Raw genomic sequence first — 24,977 nt, forward strand, 5'->3', positions numbered from 1 at the left:
TCAGAGCGCCAGGCGCGGGAAGGCGGCGGCGCCGGCGTACACGGCTGCCGAGCCGAGGGTCTCCTCGATGCGCAGCAGCTGGTTGTACTTGGCGACGCGGTCCGAGCGCGCGGGGGCGCCGGTCTTGATCTGGCCGCAGTTGGTGGCCACGGCGAGGTCGGCGATGGTGACGTCCTCGGTCTCGCCCGAGCGGTGGCTCATCATGTTGGCGAAGCCGTGACGGTGCGCCAGCTCCACGGAGTCGAGCGTCTCGGTGAGCGAGCCGATCTGGTTGACCTTGACGAGCATCGCGTTGGCGGCGCCCAGCTCGATGCCGCGGCTGAGGCGCTCGACGTTGGTGACGAAGAGGTCGTCGCCGACGAGCTGCACCTGGTCGCCGATCTGCTCGGTGAGGTTCACCCAGCCGTCCCAGTCCTCCTCGTCGAGGGGGTCCTCGATGGAGACGATGGGGTAGGCGCTGACGAGCTCGGCGTAATAGGCGGCCATCTCGTCGGAGGACTTGGACGCACCCTCGAACGTGTAGACGCCGTTCTCGCAGAACTCGCTGCTGGCGACGTCGAGCGCGAGCGCGATGTCGGTGCCCAGGCGCAGGCCCGCGGACTCCACGGCCTTGGCGATGAGGTCGAGCGCGGCGCGGTTGGACGACAGGTTGGGGGCGAAGCCGCCCTCGTCGCCGAGACCGGTGGACAGGCCGTCCTTCTTGAGGACCGACTTGAGCGCGTGGTACACCTCGGCGCCCTGGCGCAGCGCCTCGGCGAACGTGGACGCACCGATGGGCGCGATCATGAACTCCTGGACGTCGACGTTGGAGTCGGCGTGGGCGCCACCGTTGACGATGTTCATCATCGGGACGGGCAGGACGTGCGCGTTGGGACCGCCGACGTAGCGGAACAGCGGCAGGCCGGCGGACTCGGCGGCGGCGTGGGCCGTGGCGAGCGAGACGCCCAGGATGGCGTTGGCGCCGACGGTGGCCTTGTTGGGCGTGCCGTCGATGGCGAACATGGCGGCGTCGACGGCGCGCTGGTCGTCGGCCTCGAAGCCCACGAGGGCCGGGCCGAGCTTCTCGTTGACGGCGGCGACGGCCTTGAGGACGCCCTTGCCGAGGTAGCGGTCTCCTCCGTCGCGGAGCTCGACCGCCTCGAACTGACCCGTGGAGGCACCGGAGGGGACGGCAGCGCGTCCGATGGTGCCGTCGTCGAGGGCGACCTCGACCTCGACGGTGGGGTTGCCGCGCGAGTCAAGGATCTCGCGGGCGCCGACAGCTTCGATGCTGGCCAAGGCAGTGCTCCTCAGAAGGGGTTTTGCTTGCTGCCCCAGCCTAGACCGTGCGCCGTCCGCTCCCGCGCGCCCCGCCGCCGGGCGGTGAGCCTGTCACGTTTCCTCGCGCCGGGGCGGGGGGCGGTGGGAGTCAGCGGAGGTCGGTGAGCTGCTCACGGTCGACCGTCGTGCCGACGAGGTCGCGGAGCTTCTCGTTGACGTCCCAGATGCCGACGTTCATGGCGGCCGTGACCGTGTCGCCGTCGAGCCAGTAGGCGATGAACTGGTGCTCGTCGACGTCGCCGCGGACCTCCACGTCGTCGTCGCCCGAGCCGTGGCCCACGTACTCCATCGAGAACTCGAACTGGTCGGTGAAGAAGTAGGGCGCCCAGTCGTGGTGGACGTCCTGGCCGAGGATCGACCGCGCGGCGGCCGACCCCTGCTTGATGGCGTTGTCCCAGTGCTCGACCCGCAGCCGCCCGAGGCGCGTGTGGTCCGCGCGGGCGACGTCGCCGGCCGCCCAGACTCCCTCGGCCGAGGTGCGGAACGCGTCGTCGACGACGATCCCGTCGTCGACGCTGAGGCCCGCGTCGGCGGCCAGCTGGTCGTTGGGCACCGCGCCGGTGGCCACGACGACGAGGTCGCCGTCGATCGTCGTCTCCCCGGTCCTGACGCCGGTGACCTGGCCGTCGGTCACGACGACCTCGTCGACGGTGACCCGGGTGCGCAGGTCGACGCCGTGCGTCAGGTGCAGCTCGGCGAGGTAACGGGCGAGACGGTCGCCGAGGATCTTCTGCAGCGGCAGGTCGCCGCGCTCGAGCACGGTGGCGTCGGCTCCCCTGGCCCGTGCGGCAGCGGCGAGCTCGAGGCCGATCCATCCGCCTCCCACCACGACGACACGCTTGCCGGCCTCGAGGGCGGGCAGGACGTTGGGGACGTCGTCGACGGTGCGCAGGTAGACGGCCTGGTCGGCGCCCGGGATGTCCGGCACGCGCGGCTCCGCCCCGGTGGTCAGCAGCAGCGCGTCGTACGTGAGCGTCTCGCCGGTGTCGAGGTCGATCCGGCGCGCGTCGGAGTCGAGTCGCGTGACCGTGACGCCGAGCCGGAGGCGCACGTCGCGCTCGGCATACCAGCCGGCGTCGTGGACCCGGGTGTCATCGACGGTCTGGTCACCGAGCAGCACCTCCTTGGACAGCGGCGGCCGCTCGTAGGGGAGCTCCTTCTCGGTGCCGAGCAGCGTGAGCTGCCCCGTGTAGCCCTCCGCACGCAGTGTCTCCACGGCGTGCGCGGCGGCGAGTCCTGCTCCGACGACGATGATCGAGTCCATTGATCCATCGTGGCCCGCGGGACCTGAGGCGCAAGCCCGACCGATCAGGCGAGCCGCGAGCGGACGGCCTGGCGCAGCGCCTCCTCCGCATCGACGCCCTGCGCCTGCGCCTCGTCCACGAGCTGCAGGAGCCGGGAGCCGACGTCTCCGCCGCTCGTGTCGATCGCCGGCTCGCGGCCCAGGACCTTGGCGGCGAGGCTCAGGGCCGGCAGGCTCGGCGCGATGCCGTCGAGAGGAGAGGTGCGCTGCTTCTCGGTGGCCTTCACGGCCTGCCACGCCGCGTCGATCTCCTCCGGCGTGCGGGCCGGTCCGTCGGCGAAGACGTGCGGGTTGCGCCGCACGAGCTTGTCGGTGATGCCGCGCGCGACGTCGTCGACGTCCCACCCGCCCACGTCGGCCGCTGTCTCCGCCGCGATCACGGCGTGGAAGACCACCTGCATGAGGAGGTCGCCCAGCTCTTCACGCAGGTGCTCACGGTCACCGGAGTCGAGCGCCTCGAGCGTCTCGTGGGCCTCCTCGAGGAGGTAGCGCGACAACGTCTCGTGCGTCTGCTCCTGCGTCCAGGCGCACTCGTCACGGAGCCTCTGCATGACGGCCACGAGCTCGAGGAACGCCTGGCCGGGCCGCTCGAGGTCCTCAGGCACAGCGCTGCGTGGAAGGCAGGTCGCCCTGCGCGCCGTCCGCGAGCGGCTCCTCGGAGACCGAGAGCGAGCCCGTGGTGGTGCTGCGAGGCTGGCCGGCACGAGTGAGGCCGAACCGCGGGTCGTAACGGACCTTCTCCTGCTTCAGCTCGGCCAGCAGCTCCTCCAGCCCGGCGCTCTGGAGGTCGTCGGTGCCCTTCGTGACGTCGAGCTCCTTGCCCTGCAGCTGCTCACCGATGAGCGTCGCGATGACGAAGGTGCGCTGGCTCGACTCGACGACGTCGACCGCCGTCCTGGCCGGCAGCGACGAGACCGTCCGCGCCACGTTGGCCCTCTGCTCGGCGTTGAGCGTGTAGGCCGAGGTGGGCACGTCGATGTCGCGCTCACGGGCGAGCCGGTCGGCGACCCGCGCCAGGACCAGGTCGGAGACGGCCTGGCGGCGCACCTCGGAGTTGCTCACCGTGGAGACGCCCTGCTGCTGGGCCGTCACGAGGGTGAGCCGGCAGTAGACCTCGGCCGCGTCGTCGGCGCGCTCCATGGAGATGGTGTGCCCGTCGACGACGGCCGCGGCCCCCGGCGGCTGGGCCTGGCAGCCCGTGAGGAGCAGGGCGGCCGCGCCCGCGGCAGCGACGTAGCGCAGGTTCATGACCCCAGCCTAGCCGCGCGTGTGAGGCAGGTCTCAGGCACGCCGACGCAGCTTGGAGTGACGGAACCCGTACAGCGCGTAGATGAGGATCCCGGCCGCGAACCACACGATGAACCGCAGCCACGTCTCGGTCGCGAGGTTCGTCATGAGCGCCACGCACAGCACCGCGGCGAGGATGGGGACGATCGGCACCTGGGGGACGCGGAAGGGCCGCTTCATCGTGGGCTTGGTGCGACGCAGGACGATCACGGCGATGGCCACCACGAAGAGAGCGAAGAGCGTGCCGATGGAGACCATCTCGGCCAGGGCGTCGAGCGGGATCACGGCGGCGAGCACCGCGATGAAGATCGTGACACCGATCGAGAAGCGGGCCGGGGTGTGGAACCGGGGATGGATCTCCCCCACGCCCTTGGGGATCAGGCCGTCGCGGCTCACCGCGAACCCGATGCGACCCAGCGCGACGATCTCCACGAGCAGCACCGACGTCAGGCCGGCGATGGCGGCAATGTTGACCAGCACGTTGGCCCAGTCGAGCCCGACGACCGTGAAGGCGTTGGAGATGGGCGCGCCCTCGCTGATCTCGGTGTAGTTGACCATGCCGGTGAGCACGAGGCACACGAGGGCGTAGAGGACGGTGCAGATGGCCAGCGTGCCGATGAGGCCCCGCGGCATGTCTCGGCCGGGCTTCTCGGTCTCCTCGCCCAGGTTGGCCACGGCCTCGAAGCCGGAGTACGCGAAGAACACGACGGCGGCGGCGGACAGCATGCCGGCGACGCCGAACGCCGTCGGGTCGGCCCCCGTGATCCACTGCCACAGCGGCTGCTTGAGCTCGCTCAGGTCCTTGCCGTCCTGCGACGGCGGGATGAACGGCGAGAAGTTGGCGGCCTTCACGTAGAACGCGCCGACCACGATGACGAAGATGCACACCGCGACCTTGATGAGCACGAGGGCGTTGGTGACGATCTTGGACTCACGGATGCCGATCGTGGCGACGACGCCCACGACGAGGACGATGAAGACTGCTCCGACGTTGACGACCGCGTCCTCGCCGAACCACCTCGTCGGGAGGTCGAACATGTCCTGGAGGTACCCGGACCATCCTCGTGCCACGACGGCGGATCCCAGCGCGAACTCGAGGATGAGGTCCCACGCGATGATCCACGCGAAGATCTCGCCGATGGTCGTGTAGGCGTAGGTGTAGGAGCTGCCCGCGGTGGGGACGGCAGCGGCGAGCTCGGCGTAGCAGACCGCGGCGAGGGCGGCCACGACGCCGGCCACGAGGAAGGAGATGACGATGCCCGGGCCGGCCGCGTTCTTGGCCTGGACCCCGGTCAGGGTGAAGATGCCCGTGCCGATCACGATGCCGATGCCGAACCCGATGAGGTCGTTGGCCTTCAGCCGTTTCTGCAGACCACCTCCGCCGCCCTCGGCGATCGCGCCGGGCTCCTCGTCGTTCTGGTGAATGACGTCATCCACGTCCTTGGTCCGGATCGAGGCCTTCCCGACGACGCGCGTCTGGTGGACGACGTTCGAAGGCCGAAGGGCATGTACGCGAGTGCGCAGAGACATGGATCGACCCTAGAGAAACCGTCGCGGACCGCAACTTGTCGGGGTACCCCGAGCGCCCATCGAACATGCGGGCCTACTCCCCTCGGCAACCCGACCCATACCTCGGGAAGCTTCCCGAGGTATGGGTCAGGTTGCCAACACCCCGTGGTGAACCGCCCTCACTGGGTGAGGGTGGCGATGACGGTGCGGACCCACTCGATGAGGGGGCGACCCGTGAGGGGGCGGCCGCCGACCGGCGCGGTCCTGGGGTGGGGCACGAGCGCGACCTTGGCGGCGCTCTTGTAGATGCTCTTGGGATAGATCCGCTGGAGCCGCATCTGGGCCGACTCGGGGATGTCGAGGTCAGCGAAGCGGACGTTGGACCCGGCCGCCGTCACCTCGCCGATGCCGGCTGCCCGCACCGCGACCCGGAGCCGCGCCACCTCGAGCAGCACCTCGGCCACCTCGGGCGGCTCGCCGTAGCGGTCGACGAGCTCGGCCCGGAGCTCCTCGACGTCGGCGTCGCTGCGGACGTCGGCCAGACGCTTGTACATCTCGAGTCGCAGGCGCTCGCTCGGCACGTAGTCGTGCGGCAGGTGCGCCTCGACGGGGAGCTCCAGCTTGATCTCGCGCTCGGGCTCGCCCTCGCCGCGGAACTCGGCCACGGCCTCGCCCACGAGTCGGACGTAGAGGTCGAAGCCGACGTCGGCGATGTGGCCCGACTGCTCACCGCCCAGCAGGTTTCCGGCGCCGCGGATCTCGAGGTCCTTCATGGCCACCTGCATGCCGCCGCCCAGCTCGGAGTGCTGGGCGATGGTGGCGAGCCGGTCGTGGGCCGTCTCGGTGAGCGGCTTGTCGGGCGGGTAGAGGAAGTAGGCGTAGGCGCGTTCGCGTCCTCGACCCACGCGGCCACGGAGCTGGTGCAGCTGCGAGAGACCCAGCGTGTCGGCGCGCTCGATGATCATGGTGTTGGCGTTGGAGACGTCGAGGCCCGACTCCACGATGGTGGTGCAGACCAGCACGTCGTAGCGCTTCTCCCAGAAGTCGACCATGACCTGCTCCAGCTGGTGCTCGCCCATCTGGCCGTGCGCGGCGGTGATGCGCGCCTCGGGGACCAGCTCGCTCAGCTTGGCCACGACCTTGTCGATGGACTGGACGCGGTTGTGGATGAAGAAGGCCTGGCCCTCGCGCAGCAGCTCGCGCCGGATGGCGGCCGTGACCTGCTTGTCGTCGTAGGCGCCGACGAAGCTCAGCACGGGGTGCCGCTCCTCGGGCGGGGTGGCGATGGTCGACATCTCGCGGATGCCCGTGATGGCCATCTCGAGCGTGCGCGGGATGGGCGTGGCCGACATCGAGAGGACGTCGACGGCGGCGCGCAGGTGCTTGAGCGCCTCCTTGTGCTCCACGCCGAACCGCTGCTCCTCGTCGACGATCACGAGGCCGAGGTCCTTGATGCGCACGCCGGGCTGCAGCAGGCGGTGCGTGCCGATGACGAGGTCGATGGACCCGTCGGCGAGACCCTCGAGCGTGGCCTGCGACTCCTTGTCGGACTGGAATCGCGACAGAGGCTTGATGGTGACCGGGAACTGACCGAAGCGCTCCGCGAACGTGGCGTAGTGCTGCTGCACGAGGAGCGTGGTGGGGACGAGCAGGATGACCTGCTTGCCGTCCTGGATGGCCTTGAACGCCGCGCGGACCGCGATCTCGGTCTTGCCGTAGCCGACGTCGCCGCACACGAGCCTGTCCATGGGCACCGTGCGCTCCATGTCGCGCTTGACCTCCTCGATCGTCGACAGCTGGTCAGGCGTCTCGACGAACGCGAAGGCGTCCTCGAGCTCGGCCTGCCAGGGGCTGTCGGGACCGAAGGCGTGACCCTCCGTGGACTGCCGCGCGGCGTAGAGCTTGATGAGCTCGCCGGCGATCTGACGGACGGCCTTGCGAGCACGGCTCTTGCGGGCGGTCCAGTCGGCGCCGCCCAGCTTGTCGAGGCTCGGCGACTCCCCACCGACGTACCGGCTCACCTGGTCGAGCTGGTCCATGGGCACGAAGAGCCGGTCGCCCGGCTGGCCGCGCTTGCTGGGGGCGTACTCGATGACGAGGTACTCGCGGGCCGCGCCATGGATGGTGCGGTTCACGAGCTCGACGTACCGGCCCACGCCGTGCTGCTCGTGGACGACGTGGTCGCCGGGCTTGAGCTCGAGCGGGTCGACCTGCTTGCGCCGGCGCGCGGGAAGGCTCGACCGGTCGGCCCGCTCGGCGGCGCGCTGACCCACGAGGTCGTCGTGCGTGAGCAGGACGTCGGTGGGGGTCACGAGGCCGTGCTTGAGGTCGGCGACGACCACGCGCACCACGGAGTCCGACGGGACGTCGTCGTCCTGGACGAGCGCCGCGGGGACGTCGTGCTCGGCGAGCAGCTCCACGGTGCGCTGGCCCTGGCCGACGGCGGGCACCGCGAGCGAGACCCGGCCTCCCGACGCGAGCCACGCGCGGACGTCGCGCACGGCCGCCTCGGTGTCGCCGCGGTAGGCGGGCGCCGCCTCGACGTCGAGGGACACGGTCTCGTCGTCGTCGAGGCCGAACGGCGAGACGCTCCACCACCGCAGGTCGCGGCCGACCGCGGCCAGCCGGACGTCGTCGAGCTCCTTGAACGTGGCGGCGCCGAGGTCGATGGGGGCCTCGGCACCGGTGGCCGCAGCCGCCCAGGACGCCTCGAGGAACTCCTCGCTCGTGGCGTTGAGGTCGGCGCCGCGGGCACGCACCTTCTCGGGATCGTTGACCACGACGACGGCGTCGGCCGGGAGCAGGTCGACGAGCAGCTCCATGTCATCGACCAGGACCGGTGCGAGCGACTCCATGCCCTCGACGACGTGGCCCTCGGAGAGCTTCGTGAAGATCTCGGCGAGCTGCGGGTGCTCCTTGGCCAGGGCGGCGGCGCGGCCACGGACCTGGTCGGTGAGCAGGAGCTCGCGGCACGGCGGGGCCCAGAGCCGCTCCACGGCGTCGTCGGTGCGCTGGTCGGCCACCGAGAAGCGGCGGATCTCCTCCACCTCGTCGCCCCAGAAGTCGACGCGGAGGGGGTGGTCCTCGGTGGGCGGGAAGACATCGATGATGCCGCCGCGCACGGCGAACTCGCCGCGCCGCTCCACGAGGTCGACGCGGGCGTAGGCGGCACCGGCCAGGGCGCGCACGACGTCGTCGAGCGGAGCCTCCTGCCCGGGGACGAGCTCGACGGGCTCGAGGTCGGCCAAGCCCTTGACCTGCGGCTGGAGCACCGAGCGCACCGGCGCCACGAGAACGCGGACGGCCGGGGCGCCGGGCCCGGGGTTCACGAGCCGGCGCAGCACGGCGAGCCGGCGACCGACGGTGTCGGAGCGTGGCGAGAGCCGCTCGTGCGGGAGCGTCTCCCAGGCCGGGTAGACCGCGACGGAGTCCGGATCGATGAGCGCCGAGAGGTCGGAGGCGAGGTCGTCGGCCTCACGCTGCGTGGACGTGACGGCCAGGACCGTGGACCCGGCGGCGACGGCGCGCAGCAGGAACGGTCGCAGCGCGGCCGGACCCTGGAGGGTCAGGTCGCGCGGGCGCTCGGAGACGACCTTCGACAGGCGGTCGTCGAGGGCAGGCAGAAGCTCGTGAAGATCCATCTACCGGTTGAACACGCTCTGGGTCTCGGAAAGTCCCCGGGTCATGAGGCTCTCGACGGCGTCGGCGGCTTCCTCGAGGTAGACCGGCAGGTCCTTGCGCTCGACGGAGGAGTACGGCTTGAGCACGAAGTCGTGCACCGACTGCCTCCCCGGCGGACGACCGATGCCCACGCGCACGCGGTGGAAGTCGCCCGTGCCGATGGACCCCCGGATGGACTTCAGCCCGTTGTGCCCGTTGTCGCCGCCGCCCAGCTTGACGCGCAGCGCACCGAAGTCGATGTCGAGCTCGTCGTGGATCACGACGAGGTGGTCGGCCTCCACGTCGAAGTACTTCACGAGCGACGACACGGGGCCGCCGCTCTCGTTCATGTACCCCCGGGAACGGCCGAGGACGGCCCGCTCGCCGGCGAGCCGCCCCTCGACGACGTCAGCGCCACCGGACGAGTGCTTCTTGAACGTCCCGCCCATGCGGGCGGCGAGCACGTCGGCGACGAGGTACCCGACGTTGTGCCGGGTGGAGGCGTACGTCGAGCCCGGGTTCCCGAGCCCGACGACGAGCCAGGTCACTCGGACTCGGACTCCGCAGCCTCGCCCTCGCCGGCCTCGGCGGACGCGTCGGCCTCGCCGTTCTCGGACTCGGGCTCGTCGCGCTCGATGCCGGCCTCGGCCTCGGCGTCGGCCAGCTCGGCCTCGACGTCAGCAGCGGTGGGAGCAGCGGTGATGTTGACGATGAGGAGCTCCTCGTCGACGGCCAGCGTGGAGCCGGACGGCAGCGTGAGGTCCTTGGCGTGGATCTGCGAGCCGACCTCGAGTCCCTCGACGGAGACCTCGATGCCGGTGGGGATGTGCGTGGCCTCGGCCTCGAGCGAGACGGTGGCGTTCTCGAGCACGAGCAGCGTCTCGGGAGCGGCCTCGCCGACGACGGTGAGCGGGACGTCGACGACGACCTTCTCACCCTTCTTCACGATGAGGAGGTCGGCGTGCTCGATGAAGCCCTTGAGCGGGTCGCGCTGGACCTGCTTGGGGATGGCGAGGTGCGTCGTGCCGTCGAGCTCGATGGAGAGCAGCGCGTTGGAGTTCTTCAGCGCGAGCATGAGCGCGTGGCCCGGGAGGGTCAGGTGGAGCGGGTCCGAGCCGTGTCCGTAGAGGACGGCGGGGACCTGGTCGGCGCGACGGATGCGGCGGGCCGCGCCCTTGCCGAACTCGGTACGGGACTCGGCTGCGATCTTGATCTCGGCCACGGGGAACTGCTCCTCAAGAAGATGGTGCTGGTGAAAGGCTGGTGGGGCGTGCGGGGATGACGTCTGGCGTGCTCGGCTCACCGGGACGGGCGCTCGACACAGCACTCCTGTGGAGCGCCCTGTCGATCACGGCGGACCGAGGTCCGCCCTCGCCGAGGCAACCCCACGAGTCTATCCCAGGGGCACGGCGAGAGGAAAATCGCGCCGCGGAGGGGCGCTCCGAGGGTGATTTCGGCCGCATCCCGGACAATCCGCCGCCTCTGACCCCCGCGTTTCCTATATTTTCCGTCATGACGGTCCCCCCCGACGACGGAATCGCGCACGCGGGCGTGGCTCCCCGGGACGACGTCTTCCGTCAGCAGGCGAGCCTCGTCGCCTCCGTCGGTGCGGTCCTGCTGCTCGTCTTCGCGCTGGCACCGCCTACCGCCGACGAGGTCAAGGTGGAGTTCCTCACCTACGGAGTCATCTTCGTCCTGGTCGTCTCGGTCGGCGCGGCCGTCCTGCCCTGGGAGCGGCTCGACCGTCGCTGGCAGCTCGTGGTCCCGGCCCTCGACGCCGTGGCCATCTGCCTGCTCCGCATCGCCCAGCCCGACGCCGGCTTCGGCATCATCATGGTCATCCCCGTCCTGTGGCTCGCCTCGGCCCGCGGACGGCTCGGCATCGTCCTGGGCTCGAGCGTCCCGGCCGTCGTGCTGCTGAGCCAGGTCGCGCTCGAGCGCAACGGCATCATCGACCCGGTCCGACCCGCGAGCCTGCCTGCCACCGGCTCCATCATCCTGACCCTGGCCCTCATGTCAGGCGTGCTGGCGGCGTCGTACGAGCGGCTTCGGGCGCAGCGTTCGCTGCTCTTCCAGCAGAGCGCCATGCTGGAGGACGCGCTGGACTCCACCCGGGTCGAGGAGTCGGCCCTGCGCTCGATCATGAACGTCGTGCCCTTCGCCGTGGTCACCTTCGACGCGGAAGGGCAGGTGACGCACTCCAACCAGACCGCCCGCGACCTCTTCGCGCGGTTCGGGGTGGGGGCCGGCACACCGTGGGAGGACGTGCCGCTCTTCGGCCCCGACGGCTCGACCCGGATCGACCCCCAGGACTTCCCGCTGCTGCGGGCCCTCCACGGCGAGGAGGTCATCAACGAGGTGCTCTGGCTGGGTCTCCGTGACGGAGGGCGGGTGGCCGTTGACGTCAGCGCGCAGCTCATCATGCGTCCCGACGGCTCCATCGACCGTGTCGTCCTCGTGATGCGGGACCTCACCGAGCAGCTCGCCGCCGAGCGTCGACGAGACGAGATGGTGACGAGCCTCTCCCACGAGTTCCGGACCCCGCTCAGCTCGATCCTCGGCTACCTCGACCTGGCGCTCGAGGACGACCAGATCGTCGACGGGACCCGTGAGCGGATCGAGGTCGCGCGTCGCAACTCAGAGCGCCTCCAGGCGCTGGTCGGCGACCTCCTCGTGACGAGGGCCGGCGACGCACGGGCGGCGGCCATGCAGCGCGAGCAGGTCGACCTCGCCGCGATCGCCCGCGAAGCCGCTCGGGCACTGGAGCCCGTGGCCGCGGACCGCGGTGTGCGACTCGTGCTGAGCGTCCCGGCCTCCGCCCTCGTCGAGGGCGACTCGTTCCGCCTGCGCCAGGTGCTCGACAACCTCGTGTCCAACGCCATCAAGTACAACCGCCCCGACGGTCTCGTCGAGATGGCCATCGAGCGCGACCTCGAGCGCGGCGAGCAGGTCCTCAAGATCCGCGACACCGGCCCCGGCATGTCGGCCTACGACCTCGACCACCTCTTCGAGCCCTTCTACCGCTCGGAGTCCGCCCGCGGCTCGGCCACCGTGGGCACGGGCCTGGGGCTCACCATCTGCCGCGAGATCGTCGACCAGCACGGTGGGTCCATCGACGTCGCCAGCGTCGTCGGCGAGGGCACCACCGTGACCATCCGCCTCACCCTCCTGGCGGGAGACCGCGCGTGAACCTGGATCCCCAGACCGTCCGTGTCGTCGCGACCCTCACGCTCATCGGTCCCACCGCGCTGTTCGCGGCAGCGACGGCGCAGCGTCACAACGAGCCCGCCAGTCGCATGTGGTCCGTGGGCTTCCTCGCCACGACGGTCGCCCTCGGCGCGGCCTCCGTGCTGGGCGACACCGCCCCCGACCCCGGCCTGACGTTCTTCCTCGCGGCTCTCCCGGTCCTCGGGCTGTCCGCGCTCTGGATGGGCACCCGGCTCATCAACCGTCGCCGGGCGGGCTGGGCGGTCACCGCGGCCGCCCTCCTCGTCGTGGGCATCGCCACCGCGGCCGACCCGGAGGTCGCCCGAGGGGTGCAGCTCCTCGTGATGGCGGCCCTCGGCGTGCTCACCGTCCTGGAGCTCGGAAGCGGGTCGACCCGCGACTACGTGGAGGCCCGCTTCCTGCGGATCGTCCTGGGGTTCCTCGTGCTGGTCTCCCTCGCGGCGGTCGTCCGTCAGAGCGTGGGCTCGGTGCCCGAGGCGGCACCGTCGGACTGGCGCGTGCTGGGCGTGGCCGCCATGTTCAGCGTGACCATCGCGGTCGCGCTCAACGCGATGCGCGAGGGCCAGGCCGAGCGTCGCCTCGGTGCTCGCGTGGGACGCGCCACGGTGGCGGGCCTGCTCAACCCCGCAGACTTCCGCAGCCGCGCGGTCGACCAGCTCTCCCGCGCCGGCCTCACCGGCCAGAGCACCGAGCTCCTGGTGGTCGCTGTCCACGACCTCGACGCGCTCGTCCATGCGTACGGCGAGCAGGCCCGTCAGACCGTCATCGTGCACGTGGCCGAGGTGCTCCGTCACGAGCTCTCGGCCGATCGGCTCCTCGGCTACATCGGCCGAGGTCGGTTCGCGGTGCTGCTCGTGGACCCTGGCCCCTCGTCCGCGGCCGAGACCCTGCGCCACGCGCTCGCCGTCACGCCCCCTCCGGCAGGCCTGCCCCTGCGCGTGGAGTGCGACGTGACACGGATCGGGCCGCCGGCTGCGGTCGGGGACATCGACCGTCTGGTCGACCACTCCGGTCGGTGAGCGAACCTTGACGGAATCTTGAGCAGAACCTGCGGGCCACCTGAGGTCGGTGCACGAGGATCGGACGAGCGCCACCTGACCTGAGGACGAGGATGAGCACCCAGTTCCCCCCTGACCAGTGGACCCCGACCCCGGAGCCCGCCGTCGAGAGCTTCGCGTCCCGTCCGCGACCCACCGTGGGCTGCGTGGTCCCGGCCTACAACGAGGGCGAGACGATCGCGAGCGTCCTCGACTCGCTGCTCGCCCAGACGCGTCTGCCCGACGTCGTGCACGTCGTGGTGAACAACACCACCGACGACACGGCCGAGGTGGCCTCGCACTACGCCGGCCCCCACGTGCGTGGCCACTCCGACGACCAGCAGCTCACCTCCATCTACGTGCACGACATCGGCGAGAACCCCGACAAGAAGGTGGGCGCCCTCAACTACGGCTTCTCCCTCGTCGAGGGCATGGACTACATGCTGGGCGTCGACGGCGACACGACCGCCGACCCCCGGGCCATCGAGTTCCTCGTCGAGGAGATGGCCAGCGACGACCGCATCGGCGGCATCTCGGCCATCTACAGCATCGACGACACCGGGCTCGACGGCGTGCTGGCCAAGTTCCTCATCGCAGGACAGCGGGCCCAGTTCGCGGCCTTCAACCTGCAGAACCTCCTGCGCGGTCGGAACATGGCGGTGCTCGGGGGCCAGTACTCGATCTTCTCCGTCGCGGCCCTCCACGAGGTCGTCCGCGACACCCACCAGCGCAGCCCCTGGGTCCGCGACAGCGAGATCGAGGACTCGCTCCTGTCGCTGCAGATCAAGTCCGCCGGCTACCTCACCAAGATCAGCGCCCGGGCCCGCGCCAACGTGGGCGGCATGACCACCCTGCGCGCTCTCGATGCCCAGCAGGTGAAGTGGAACAACGGTGCGATCGACCTGATGTGGCCCGGTCAACGCGGCGACACCAAGGGCCAGCCGTTCCACCCCAACCTGCGGCTGCGCTGGTTCGAGAACATCTCGATGGCCATCAACGGCTTCACCCGCCTCGCGTTCTTCTTCCTCCTGAGCGCCTCGCTGCTGTTCCACGCGTTCCTGTTCAGCCCGCTGTGGCTCCTCCCGCCCCTCGCGGCCGTCCTGCTCAACGCCCGCGTGGCCCACCAGATGGCGTCCCGGACCCGGCGGGACTACTGGTTCGCGCTCATGATCGTCCCGGCCGAGCTCTACATGTGGATCCGGCTCGGTCACTTCGCCCGCTCGTGGGCCAAGTTCTTCGGTCGGTCCCAGACGGACAACTGGGCGCTCCAGGCCAGGGCCGAGAGCGGCGGCGAGACCTCGCTGCTGCCCGCGCACGTCCTGCCCGTGCTCCTGCTCGCCCTCACCGTGGCGGGCGCCGTGGCCGGCTGGTCCCAGCTCGACTCCTCCATGAAGTCCGACTCCCTCGTGGTGGGCTGGACGACGCTCGGCGTGGTCACGCTCCTGCAGACCGCCTGGATGTCCTTGAAGGTCTTCCGTCCCTACCGCGGGTTCCGCGTGTGAACGCCGTCCGCCCTCTGTCTCGCACCCATCCTGGAGCCCGCATGAACCCCGCCCGCACGCCCACCCGTCGTCGCATCGCCACCGGCGTCGGCGCGGCCCTCGCGCTGACGCTCACGCTGAGCGGCTGCTCGTCGCTGAGCCCCGAGTCCGACCCGACCCCCACGCCGTCGGCCAGCTCCAGCCCGGTGCCCGTGGAGGAGACGCAGTTCACGCGCGACGGCACGTTCCAGTCGCACATCAACGTCGACGGGATCGACTTCGTCTACACGCTCTACCCCACCAAGTCCACGCCGCGCACGCACGAGTGGTTCCCGCGGGGCAACAAGTTCTTCACCATCACGATGACGGCCTACGACCTCGACCGCAAGATCCGCGACGACTTCAAGACCAAGCGGAAGGTCTACCTCGACCGCATCAGCATCGCCTCCACCACGGCCACGGCCGACCAGGTCAGCGGCAAGGACGACTCCGACGACACCGATCTCTCGACGGCGGTCCAGCCCTACGAGCTCAACGCTCAGGCCAAGCGCATCACGTGGGACCCCGAGCCGTTGAGCAAGAAGAAGTACGGCATGCTCATCACCTCGCCCAAGGGATCCTTCGAGCTGCGCAACCAGAAGATCGGCCCGATGGACCTCGACGTCCGTCGCGTGACCCTGAGGATCGCAGCCCGGGTCTACGTGCAGCGGGAGGCCGGCTCGTCGTCGTACGACCGGCACACGATCCGCCAGGACGTGCCCATCACGGTCTTCGCGTCGGCCAAGGCCACCTCGGTGGCCAAGATCCCCGTCGACGCCAACTGACGACGGGTGGGTCGACGCGTGGGTGCCTCAGTCCCCGGCGAGGCGGTAGCCGACGCCGCGCACGGTCTCGATCCAGCGAGGCGTGGCGCTGGAGTCACCGAGCTTGCGGCGCAGGTTGGCCATGTGCACCTCGATGCCCCGCTTGTCGGCGTCGGTGACGTAGTAGGTGGTGACGTAGCTCTCGCCGCGCAGGGTGAGCACGAGGTCGGCCTTGCTGCGCACCCGACGACCCGTCTGGAGCAGCGTGACGAGCAGGTCGAACTCGGTGCGGGTCAGGTCGACGGGACGTCCGTCGACGACCGCCACGCGGGTGCCCACGTCGGCGGCGAGACCGCGCCACTGCACGGCGTCCGGCCCCCCGGGCGTGCCCACGACGGCCTGCTGGGCCTGCACGGGCTCGACCGGCTGCTGGGCCTGGACCGGCTCCGGGGCCTGCACCGGCTGGACGGGCTGCTGGGTCTGGACGGGCGCGGGAGCGGGCTCGGCGCCCGGCTGCGGGATGAGGGGCGCAGCGCCCGGAACCAGGAAGTCGGTCGACGGCGCGGACCTCGCGGCGGCCGGCGTCGTGGTGGTCCTCTCGGCGTCCTCGCCCTCCGCGCCGGCCTCGGCCTCGGCGGCGAGACCGCGCGGACGTCGCAGCATGGCCTCGATCCGCACCCGCAGCTCACGCGGGCGGAAGGGCTTGAGGAGGTAGTCGTCGGCACCGGACTGAAGGCCCTGGATCACGTCGATCTCGTCGGCCTGCCCGGTCAGCATGATGATGTACGTGCTGCTGAACTCGCGCAGCCGCGCGGCCACGGCGAAGCCGTCCATGCCGGGCATGGAGACGTCGAGGGTCGTGAGCACGGGATCGTGGGCACGGACCGCCTCGATCCCCTGGGGCCCGTCAGGCGCCGCGACGGTGTCGAACCCGCTCTGGACGAGGACCATCTTCAGGAGGTCTCGGATGTCGGGATCGTCCTCGATGACGACGGCACGGCGCTCCGCTGCTGGCATGACGCCAGCGTATCCGGGCCAGCGGGTCATCCTGACCGCATTGCCAAGAAATTCGGGGCCTGCGGACCGCTCGCGACGAAGGGTCTACTGCGTCTCGGACCAGCCGGCCGCCGCGGCCAGGGAGAGCGCCCCCTCCACCCAGAACTGGCCGGCGTCGGGGCCGCCGTTGCAGGCGCCGTCGCTCTCACCGGGTGGCTTGATCCAGAGACGGGCGTCGAGGCCGCCGGTCCCGGTGGCCGGCTGCCGGCCCAGGGCCCGTCCGGGCGGGTTGCAGAAGTCGCCCGGGGCGCCCGGGCCCACGCCGTTGCGCCCGGAGTCGATGACGTAGTGCAGGGACGGCACCTCGGCGCGCACGGCGCGGGCGTAGGCCAGCTCGTCGGCGTCCGTCTCGTAGCCGGCCACGTTGGTGGCGAACCCGCGCAGGTGCTCCGCCCCGACGGCCTCGATGAGCTGCGCCATGCGACGGGGCTCCACCCAGTGCGAGTGCCCTGCGTCCACGTAGGTCCAGATGCCGTGCTCGTCGAGGGTCTTCGCAGCCTCGCGGAGCAGGGCCGTGCGCTGGTCCGCGAGCCCGCACTCGTCGGCCGTGGCCAGCGCATCGGGCTCGAGCACCGCCACGACGCCCTCGCCCGCCTCGGCGATGGCCTGCACCCAGGCCTGGTAGCCGTCGGCGTCGAGTCCGCCGGCGGACTCCTGGCCGCTGCAGTCACGCTGGGGGATGCCGTACACGACCACCACGGCCACCCTGCGCTCGGCGCGGGCACGCTGGGCGAGGGTCGTGACCCGGTCCGCCACCTGAGCACGATCCAGGGCCTCCGGCACGAGCCACACCGCGGTCGGGACGTCGGCGATGCGCGCCAGCACGGCCTGGTCGGCGCCGTCGGCCGAGGCCGCGGCGGCCGCAGCGGCGGACTGAGGGTCCACGAGCGGACGAGCACGGGCGAACGGGTTCGCGTCCGGGGCCGACGAACCTCGGAGCACCACCACCATCACCAGGACCGCCAGGACCGCCACCACCACCGCCGATCCTGCCAGCTTCCTGCTCACGCTGTCGGCCTCCTGCCGTCGTGGGACCACGTCACCCCGGCTACAACTCACCTGGAGAATGCATGAACGTGCAGAGCTCACGCGCCCTGATCGCACTCGGGGTGACCAGCCTACTGGCGCTCCTCCTCGCCGGTCCGGCGAGCACGTCGGCCGACGCCGCGGCTGCCCAGGGCACCATCCACGGCACCGCGGTCGACACCCACGGCAAGCGGCTCGACCGGATCCGGGTGCGCATCTTCCTCGTGCAGAAGGACGGCGGCTGGGCCTACCTCAGGACGGCGTCCGCGAACGCCGACGGCGACTACCGGACCGCTGACCTCGCAGCGGGTTCCTACGTCCTGCAGTTCGTGGACGTGCGGCCCAGCTACGACAAGACCAAGCACCTCACGAAGGACGTGAAGGTGAGTCTGGCCCCGGGCGCCACGGTCAAGCAGAACGTCCACCTGAAGGTCGGCGCATCGCTGTGGGGCAGGACCTTCAGGAACGGACGGACCGCACCCCTCACCACGATCAAGGCGGTCCGCGACGGCGACACCACGGGCACGGTCTACACCTCCCGCGCCGACCGAGGCGGTGGCTACCTCCTCGGCGGGCTGCCGCTGGGCACGTACACCGTGTTCTCCTACGACCACGCCGGGGCCTACACGGCAGCGCCCCGACGCGTGACGCTCAAGCGGCTCGCCGTCTCCACGAAGCTCACCGTCCGGATGAGCACCAGGGCGGGACGCTACACGGGGCTCGTCCTCGCCGGGGGCATCTCGCTCAAGGACTCCCCCTACGTCACGGCGGTCAACCGGACCACCGGCCAGTTCTGGGTCGTGAAGGCCTCGAAGGGCAGCCTGACGTCGCTCCGTGGCCTGAGCCCGGGTCGGTACACGCTCAAGGTGCCCGGCGCCGACCGCTACCTGGGGCGAACCTTCTCCCTGCCGTCCGTGAGGAGCGGCCGTGTCACCGATGCGGGGAGCCTCGACCTGCGGTACCAGGGCGGCATCCTCGCCGGCACCCTGGTGGACGCGACCACCGGCAAGCGCCTGGGCGGCGTCGAGGTGACGATCAACGACAAGTACGGGCACCCGTACGAGACCGTGCGCACCTCGAGCCAGGGGTACTTCGAGGTGGGTGGGTCGGTCCCCGACGGTGACAACCCGGTCACCCTGACCATCCGTCCACGCAACCCCATCGACGAGGTGCGCTACCAGGAGGCCACGAAGGGGCCGTACACCGTGACTCAGGGGACGACGGCGGACCTCGGGACGATCAAGGTCGTCCGCGTGCCCACTCCGACTCCGACACCGACTCCGACACCGACAGCGTCCCCGACCGCCACGCCCACGACGAAGGCGCCGTGAGGATCAGCGGAACAGGCTGGTGACCGAGCCGTCCTCGAACACCGCGGCCGTGGCCTGGGCCAGCAGCGGGGCGATGGAGAGGACCGTGAGCTTCTCGAAGTACTTGTCCTCGGCGATGGGGAGCGTGTTGGTCACGATGACCTCGACGGCCGAGGAGTCCCGGAGGCGCTCGACGGCCGGACCGGAGAACACGGCATGCGTGGCGGCGATGACGACCGCCTCCGCACCGTCGGCCATGAGGGCCTCGGCGGCCTGGACGATCGTGCCGCCGGTGTCGATGAGGTCGTCGACCAGGATGCACACGCGGCCCTCGACCTCACCGACGACGCGGTTGGCCTTGGACTCGTTGGGCTTGCGGGGGTCGCGCGTCTTGTGGATGAACGCCAGCGGCGCACCACCCAGGGCGTTGGCCCACGACTCCGCGACCTTGATGCGGCCGGCGTCGGGCGAGACCACGGCGAGCGGCTTCTTGCCGTACTTCTTCTTCACGTGGCGCGTGAGGACCGGCATGGCCAGGAGGTGGTCGACGGGACCGTCGAAGAAGCCCTGGATCTGCGCGGTGTGGAGGTCGACCGTCATGAGGCGGTCGGCCCCGGCGGTGAGGAAGAGGTCGGCCATGAGGCGGGCCGAGATGGGCTCGCGGCCGAGGTGCTTCTTGTCCTGACGGGCGTAGCCGTAGAACGGGAGGATGACCGTGATGCGCTTGGCCGACGCACGCTTGAGCGCGTCGATCATGATGAGCTGCTCCATGATCGCCTCGTTGATGGGCGCGGCATGGCTCTGGATCACGAAGGCGTCGCAGCCACGGACCGACTCGTCGAACCGCACGTAGATCTCACCGTTGGCGAAGTCGTACGCGGTGGTGGGGACGAGCTCCACCTCGAGGAGGTCGGCCACCTCCTGCGCGAGCGTGGGGTGCGCTCGGCCGGAGAAGAGCATGATCTTCTTCGTGGGCGTCTGCTTGAGCAGGCTACTCACCTGGGGGGCTCCTCATCGTTCGCCTCGGCAGCGGCCCGCGCCGATGCCGTGTCGGGCCGCTTGCGCTGCACCCACCCCTCGATGATCCTCTGCTCCCCTGCCGACACCGCAAGCGCCCCCGGCGGGACGTCGTCGCGGACCGTGGTACCGGCGCCGGTGAAGGCGCCGTCGCCGATGGTCACGGGGGCGACGAAGACGTTGTCGGAGCCGGTGCGGGCGTGCTTGCCGACCACCGTGCGGTGCTTGTGGACGCCGTCGTAGTTGGCCACGATCGTGCCCGCCCCGATGTTGCTGCCCTCGCCCACCTCGGCGTCGCCGACGTAGGACAGGTGGGGCACCTTGGCCCCGTCGCCGATGTGCGCGTTCTTGGTCTCGACGAACGTGCCGATCTTGCCTCCGGCGCCCAGCTCCGTGCCGGGGCGCAGGTACGCGAACGGGCCCACGGTGGCGTCGGGACCGACGACGGCGTCGGAGCCGTGCGTACGGACGACGGTGGCGCCTGCGCCGACCTCGACGTTGCGCAGCGTGGTGTCGGGACCGATCGTCGCGCCGCTCGCGACCGAGGTGGCGCCCAGCAGCTGGGTCCCGGGCAGGACGGTCGCATCGGCCTCGAGGCTCACGGCGGAGTCGATCCAGGTGGTGGCGGGGTCGATGATCGTGACGCCCTCACGCATCCAGTGCTCGAGCGTGCGGCGGTTGAGCTCGGCACCGAGCCTGGCCAGCTGCAGGCGGTCGTTCACCCCCTCGGTCTGCCAGACGTCCTCCAGCACGTGCGCGCCGACCGGACGCCCCTCCGCCACGGCCTTGGCCACGACGTCGGTGAGGTACAGCTCCCCCTGGGCGTTGGAGGTCTCGAGCGCCCCGACGGCCCGCGCCAGGAACGCGGCGTCGACCGCGAGGACGCCGGAGTTGATCTCGCGCAGCGCCCGCTCGGCGTCGCTCGCGTCCTTGTGCTCGCGAATGGCCTGGACCGCGCCGGACTCGTCGCGGACGATGCGGCCGTAGCCGGTGGGATCGGTGACCTCGGCGCTGAGGATCGTGACGGCGTTCTGGGCGTGGCGGTGCGTGAGGACCAGCTCGCTGAGCGTCTGGCCGGTGAGCAGGGGGACGTCGGCATACGTGACGAGCACGGTGCCCTCGGGCTCCTCGGCGAGGGCGTCGAGCGCGACCTGGACGGCGTGCCCCGTGCCGCGCTGCTCCTCCTGCACCACCTGGACGATCGTGGGGTCGAGGTCGGTGACCGCGGCCGAGACCTGCTCGCGGTCGTGCCCCACCACCGTGACGGTGGTGGCGGCCCCGACGTCGCGGACCGCCGTGAGGGCGTGGGCCACGAGGCTCCGCCCGCCGATCTCGTGGAGGACCTTGGCCCTCGACGACTTCATCCGTGTGCCCGCCCCCGCGGCGAGGACGACGGCCGTGACGCGTGCGCTCACGTCTGCCCTCCTGGTGTGGTTGTCCTGGCTCCCCGAGTAGGAGTCGAACCTACGTCGCTAGTCCTGATTCAAAGTCAGGCGGGCCCTGCCGGCAGACCAATCGGGGATCGCCCGAACAGGCTATCGCGACCCCACCCAGGCTCCGCGATTTGTGACGTTGTTGGCGTCAAACACGCACGATGACGACAGCAAGGTCACACATCGGGGGTGGGGGCGTGGGCGACGGCGAAGGTGCGGCGGAAGGGGAGGACGGTGCCGAGCGGCTTCCTCGGGTAGGCCGTTCGCAACGCGGTCTTGTACTCCTCGGTGAACTGCTCGCGGAGGTCGTCGGGGAGGGCCTGGAGCACGGGGCGCGCCCCGGTGCCGCTGATCCACTCGAAGACCGCGTCGTCCCCCGGCAGCACGTGGAGGTACGTGGTGGACCAGGCGTCGACCGACCAGCCGAGGTCGGAGAAGAGCTCGAGGTACACCTCGGGCCCGCTCCCCCGCACCTCGAGCAGCCCCTGCGTGTGGGCCGCGTACGGCTCACGTGCAGCGATCTCGCGGAGCAGCGCGTGGCTGGGCGACGTGCCGTTGTCCGGGACCTGGACCGCGACGGCGCCTCCGGGCCGCACGTGCCCGGCGAGCGCGGTGAGGACCTCGAGCTCCTCCGGGACCCACTGGAACAGCGCGTTGGACACGATCACGTCGACCTCGCCCGACGGCCGGTACCCGACGACGTCGGCCAGCTCGTAGGCGATCCGCGGGTCCTGCTCGTCGGCGCGCGCCCGCTCGATCATCTCGGCCGAGGAGTCGACGCCCACGATGTCGGCGTCGGGCCAGCGCTCACGCAGCACCGGCATGAGCTGGCCCGGTCCGCAGCCCAGGTCCACCACCGTCGCGGCGTGGGACCGCACCCTCGCGACGAGGTCGACGAACGGGCGACCCCGCTCGTCGGCGAAACGTAGGTACTGGGTGGGATCCCACTGCGGCATCAGACGCCTCCGAGCCCGGCCTCGACCTGTGCCGCCACGGACATCAGCAGCGCGTCCTCGCCGATCCGGGCGACGAGCTGCACCGCGAGCGGCAGGCCGTCGTCGGCCGTGCCGGCCGGGAGCGAGACGGCGGGCGTCCCCGCGTGGTTCCACTGCGCGGTGTAGGGGTAGAAGGCGTTCATGCCGAGCACGGTCCGCAGGCCGCCCTTGCCCCGGAAACGGCCCACGGGCAGCGCGGTGCTGCTCATGACAGGGGTCAGGAGCACGTCGACGCCGAGGTCGTCGTGGATGCGCGCCCCGAAGGCAGCACCCTGGGCGCCGGCCCACGCGACGGCGCGCTCGCCGAACGGGGCGCCGAGCCGCGCGACCTGGCGCGTGCGCTTCTCCAGCAGGGCGGGGTCGGACGCGGTGAGCGCCTTCTCCCGGATCCCCGCGAGGTAGCGCACCGTGAGGGCCTTCGCGTCGAGGCCGTAGGGGATGGTCACCTCGCGGACCTCGTGGCCGGCGGCGCCCAGCACCTCGGCCGCCCGGTCCATCGCCTCGCGGACCTCGGGGTCGAGGCGCTCCGGGCGCGTGGCGGCCGACGCGCTGGTGCTCACACCGATGCGGAGCCTCTGCGGGGTGGCGGACACCGCGTCCACCAGGGATCCGGTGAAGAGCCCGAGCGTGTCGAGGAACAGGGCCGCGTCGGCCACCGTGGGGACCACGCAGCCCTGGGTCGACAGTCCGTGCCACCCGCCCGAGGACGCGAGGGTGCCGTGCGTGGGCTTGAACCCGACCAGGCCGCAGGAAGCCGCCGGGATGCGGATGGACCCTGCCCCGTCGGACGCCGTGGCGAGACCGATCGCCCCGGCCGCGACCAAGGCGGCGGAACCGCCCGAGGACCCGCCACTCGTGCGGTCCAGGTCGTGGGGGTTGCGGGTGATGCCGGTGGCGACGGACTCGGTGAAGCCGTAGATCGCCAGCTCGGGCAAGGTCGTGGAGGCGACGGGCACGAGACCCGCCCGACGCAGGTCGAGCACGAGGTCGCTGTCGCGGACGGCAGGCTCGACGAAGGCCCGGCTGCCGAGGCGCGTGACGCGGCCCTCGACGTCGAGGTCGTTCTTCACGGCGATCGGGACGCCGAGCAGCGGCGAGTCCTCGCCGTTGCCACGGCGTCGGTCGGCCTCGTCGGCAGCGTCGAAGGCCTCGTCGGTGAGCAGCTCGACCACCGCGTTGAGCCGCGCGTTCTCGCGCTCGACGGCCGACAGGGTGGCGACGGTGAGGTCGCGGGACGTGATGGCGCCGGACCGCAGCGCCTCGGACTGGGCGACCGGACCGGCGCCCACGAGCTGGGATGCGTGCACGAGGCAAACCTACGCCCGAACGGGCGGTCGCCGCCGCCTCAGGCTGCGCGGGTGACGTCCCACGTGCGGCGCGCGTCGCCGTCCCAGCGGCGCGCGGCCATGATCGTGCCGTCCAGCTCACGCGGCCGGCCGGCCAGCACCTCGAGCGCCGCCGCCAGCTGTGCCGCGTCGAGTCGGCGGGCCAGCGTGACGTGCGGCGTCCAGGCACCAGGAGCCGTCGTGTCCGGTCGACCGGACACATGGGCGAGAGCGTCGTGCACACCGCGGTGGGCGGCGAGCAGCGTCTCGGTGGGCACGACCACGCGGGACAGCACGAAGGTCCGACCCGTGAAGACGAGCAGCCCGCCGAGCCGCACCGGACCTCCCACGCCGTACCGGACGGAGCGCAGCGCGGCCTCGGCTGCGTCGTCCACCGTGTCCGCCACCCCGAGGGTCACGTGCGGCGCGTTGGACTCACCCGTGTGCCGCGCCTGGCTGGGGAGGTCTGCGTCGAGGAGCAGCGCCCACTCACCCCGGACCGCGGCATCGAGATCCGGGTCCAGCACGAGCTCCACGGACTGCACCATGAGAGGAGCCTCGCGCACCCTCCGACGGGACGCGAGGCGGGCGACGTCACCCTGGAGTATCTCGACGTCGAGATTCTTGACCGATACTGTGAGCGCGGACCGGAGGAGCAGCCATGGCGCACGAGGACGACGTCGACCGCATCGTCGCGGCGTGGGAGCGCGAGCGTCCCGACCTCGACGTGACGCCCATGCAGGTCCTGAGCCGGGTGAGCCGTCTCGCGCGGCACCTGGACCAGGCTCGCAAGACCGCCTTCGCGGCGCACGAGCTGGAGTCCTGGGAGTTCGACGTGCTGTCCGCGCTGCGTCGGTCTGGTCACCCGTACGAGCTGTCCCCCGGCCGCCTCGTGGCCGAGACCTTCGTGACGAGCGGGACCATGACCAACCGCATCGACCGACTCACCGGACGGGGTCTCGTGCAGCGCCGCCCCGACCCCGAGGACCGGCGGGGCGTGCTCGTGCAGCTCACCGACGACGGCCGGGCCCGGGTGGACGCCGCCGTGGCCGAGCTCCTGGGTCATGAGTCGGCCATCCTCGCGGGGCTCCCCGCTCCGGCCCGCGAGCGACTGACGGGCGACCTCCGACACCTGCTGCGTCCCTTCGACGACTGAGCCTGGCCGGCGCCGACCGGGCTAGGCTCGG

The 24,977-nt window shown here is 71.2% G+C and carries 21 protein-coding genes and 1 tRNA gene; 6 read left to right on the plus strand and 16 right to left on the minus strand.

Annotated features, from left to right (window positions below):
- The 8 genes from eno to ASD11_RS12030 all read right to left on the minus strand — a co-directional run bounded on the left by eno (position 1) and on the right by ASD11_RS12030 (position 10,301).
- On the minus strand, positions 1 to 1,278 hold the full coding sequence (gene eno / locus ASD11_RS11995; RefSeq protein WP_056287429.1) for a phosphopyruvate hydratase: 1,278 nt from the start codon (positions 1,276 to 1,278) through the stop codon (positions 1 to 3).
- Positions 1,279 to 1,408: 130 nt separating this feature from the next.
- Entirely contained in the window at positions 1,409 to 2,584 is a 1,176-nt protein-coding gene (locus tag ASD11_RS12000; RefSeq protein WP_056287431.1) for an NAD(P)/FAD-dependent oxidoreductase, read from the minus strand.
- Positions 2,585 to 2,628: 44 nt separating this feature from the next.
- On the minus strand, positions 2,629 to 3,228 hold the full coding sequence (locus tag ASD11_RS12005) for a MazG family protein (protein WP_056287434.1): 600 nt from the start codon (positions 3,226 to 3,228) through the stop codon (positions 2,629 to 2,631).
- Entirely contained in the window at positions 3,221 to 3,871 is a 651-nt protein-coding gene (locus ASD11_RS12010) for a hypothetical protein (protein WP_056287436.1), read from the minus strand. Before ASD11_RS12010 ends, ASD11_RS12005 begins: the two co-directional genes overlap by 8 nt.
- A gap of 33 nt (positions 3,872 to 3,904) precedes the next feature.
- Positions 3,905 to 5,347, minus strand: a complete 1,443-nt coding sequence (locus tag ASD11_RS12015; RefSeq protein WP_235503313.1) for an APC family permease — start codon at positions 5,345 to 5,347, stop codon at positions 3,905 to 3,907.
- A 251-nt stretch (positions 5,348 to 5,598) separates the two neighbouring features.
- Positions 5,599 to 9,060: a transcription-repair coupling factor gene (mfd, locus tag ASD11_RS12020; RefSeq protein ID WP_056287442.1), complete on the minus strand. Its 3,462-nt coding sequence runs from the start codon at positions 9,058 to 9,060 to the stop codon at positions 5,599 to 5,601.
- Positions 9,061 to 9,627: an aminoacyl-tRNA hydrolase gene (pth, locus tag ASD11_RS12025; protein WP_056287444.1), complete on the minus strand. Its 567-nt coding sequence runs from the start codon at positions 9,625 to 9,627 to the stop codon at positions 9,061 to 9,063. It lies immediately after the preceding gene.
- The gene (locus ASD11_RS12030) at positions 9,624 to 10,301 is read right to left on the minus strand and encodes a 50S ribosomal protein L25/general stress protein Ctc (protein WP_056287446.1); all 678 of its coding nucleotides are present in this window, start codon (positions 10,299 to 10,301) and stop codon (positions 9,624 to 9,626) included. Before ASD11_RS12030 ends, pth begins: the two co-directional genes overlap by 4 nt.
- A gap of 290 nt (positions 10,302 to 10,591) precedes the next feature.
- On the opposite strand from ASD11_RS12030, the gene ASD11_RS12035 reads away from it, so the two are divergent.
- From ASD11_RS12035 to ASD11_RS12050, 4 genes are all read left to right on the plus strand, one after another.
- Positions 10,592 to 12,268, plus strand: coding sequence for a sensor histidine kinase (locus ASD11_RS12035; RefSeq protein WP_056287448.1), 1,677 nt, complete (start codon positions 10,592 to 10,594; stop codon positions 12,266 to 12,268).
- Positions 12,265 to 13,326 (plus strand): GGDEF domain-containing protein, encoded by a 1,062-nt coding sequence (locus ASD11_RS12040; protein WP_056287449.1) that lies wholly within the window; start codon positions 12,265 to 12,267, stop codon positions 13,324 to 13,326. The genes ASD11_RS12035 and ASD11_RS12040 overlap by 4 nt, the downstream gene beginning before the upstream one ends.
- Positions 13,327 to 13,418: 92 nt before the next feature.
- Entirely contained in the window at positions 13,419 to 14,846 is a 1,428-nt protein-coding gene (locus tag ASD11_RS12045; protein WP_056287450.1) for a glycosyltransferase family 2 protein, read from the plus strand.
- A 41-nt stretch (positions 14,847 to 14,887) separates the two neighbouring features.
- Positions 14,888 to 15,649 carry a hypothetical protein gene (locus ASD11_RS12050; RefSeq protein WP_056287452.1) on the plus strand — a complete coding sequence of 254 codons (762 nt, stop codon included), beginning with the start codon at positions 14,888 to 14,890 and terminating at the stop codon, positions 15,647 to 15,649.
- 27 nt (positions 15,650 to 15,676) lie between these two features.
- Here ASD11_RS12050 and ASD11_RS18670 read toward each other — a convergent pair whose 3' ends face one another.
- Both ASD11_RS18670 and ASD11_RS12060 read right to left on the minus strand, forming a co-directional pair.
- The gene (locus tag ASD11_RS18670; protein WP_056287454.1) at positions 15,677 to 16,645 is read right to left on the minus strand and encodes a response regulator transcription factor; all 969 of its coding nucleotides are present in this window, start codon (positions 16,643 to 16,645) and stop codon (positions 15,677 to 15,679) included.
- Between the two features lie 84 nt (positions 16,646 to 16,729).
- Entirely contained in the window at positions 16,730 to 17,692 is a 963-nt protein-coding gene (locus tag ASD11_RS12060) for a glycoside hydrolase family 6 protein (RefSeq protein WP_156464700.1), read from the minus strand.
- Between the two features lie 62 nt (positions 17,693 to 17,754).
- Between ASD11_RS12060 and ASD11_RS12065 the strand changes: the two genes are divergently transcribed.
- Entirely contained in the window at positions 17,755 to 19,041 is a 1,287-nt protein-coding gene (locus tag ASD11_RS12065; RefSeq protein WP_056287457.1) for a hypothetical protein, read from the plus strand.
- 3 nt (positions 19,042 to 19,044) lie between these two features.
- Here the strand turns inward: ASD11_RS12065 and ASD11_RS12070 are convergent, their stop codons facing one another.
- The 6 genes from ASD11_RS12070 to ASD11_RS12095 all read right to left on the minus strand — a co-directional run bounded on the left by ASD11_RS12070 (position 19,045) and on the right by ASD11_RS12095 (position 24,338).
- Positions 19,045 to 20,019, minus strand: coding sequence for a ribose-phosphate diphosphokinase (locus ASD11_RS12070; RefSeq protein ID WP_327019526.1), 975 nt, complete (start codon positions 20,017 to 20,019; stop codon positions 19,045 to 19,047).
- Positions 20,016 to 21,452: a bifunctional UDP-N-acetylglucosamine diphosphorylase/glucosamine-1-phosphate N-acetyltransferase GlmU gene (gene glmU / locus ASD11_RS12075; RefSeq protein WP_082554323.1), complete on the minus strand. Its 1,437-nt coding sequence runs from the start codon at positions 21,450 to 21,452 to the stop codon at positions 20,016 to 20,018. Before glmU ends, ASD11_RS12070 begins: the two co-directional genes overlap by 4 nt.
- A gap of 25 nt (positions 21,453 to 21,477) precedes the next feature.
- Positions 21,478 to 21,559 (minus strand) — tRNA-Gln (locus ASD11_RS12080).
- Between the two features lie 87 nt (positions 21,560 to 21,646).
- Complete coding sequence (locus ASD11_RS12085; RefSeq protein ID WP_056287459.1) at positions 21,647 to 22,426, minus strand: methyltransferase domain-containing protein; 780 nt, start codon at positions 22,424 to 22,426, stop codon at positions 21,647 to 21,649.
- Positions 22,426 to 23,772, minus strand: a complete 1,347-nt coding sequence (locus ASD11_RS12090; RefSeq protein ID WP_056287460.1) for an amidase family protein — start codon at positions 23,770 to 23,772, stop codon at positions 22,426 to 22,428. Before ASD11_RS12090 ends, ASD11_RS12085 begins: the two co-directional genes overlap by 1 nt.
- Positions 23,773 to 23,810: 38 nt before the next feature.
- Positions 23,811 to 24,338, minus strand: a complete 528-nt coding sequence (locus ASD11_RS12095; protein WP_056287462.1) for a 2'-5' RNA ligase family protein — start codon at positions 24,336 to 24,338, stop codon at positions 23,811 to 23,813.
- Between the two features lie 113 nt (positions 24,339 to 24,451).
- Between ASD11_RS12095 and ASD11_RS12100 the strand changes: the two genes are divergently transcribed.
- Positions 24,452 to 24,946 carry a MarR family winged helix-turn-helix transcriptional regulator gene (locus ASD11_RS12100; RefSeq protein WP_056287464.1) on the plus strand — a complete coding sequence of 165 codons (495 nt, stop codon included), beginning with the start codon at positions 24,452 to 24,454 and terminating at the stop codon, positions 24,944 to 24,946.
- The last annotated feature ends 31 nt before the right edge of the window (positions 24,947 to 24,977 follow it).

Source organism: Aeromicrobium sp. Root495 (assembly GCF_001426755.1).
In the GTDB taxonomy this organism is placed as follows: domain Bacteria; phylum Actinomycetota; class Actinomycetes; order Propionibacteriales; family Nocardioidaceae; genus Aeromicrobium.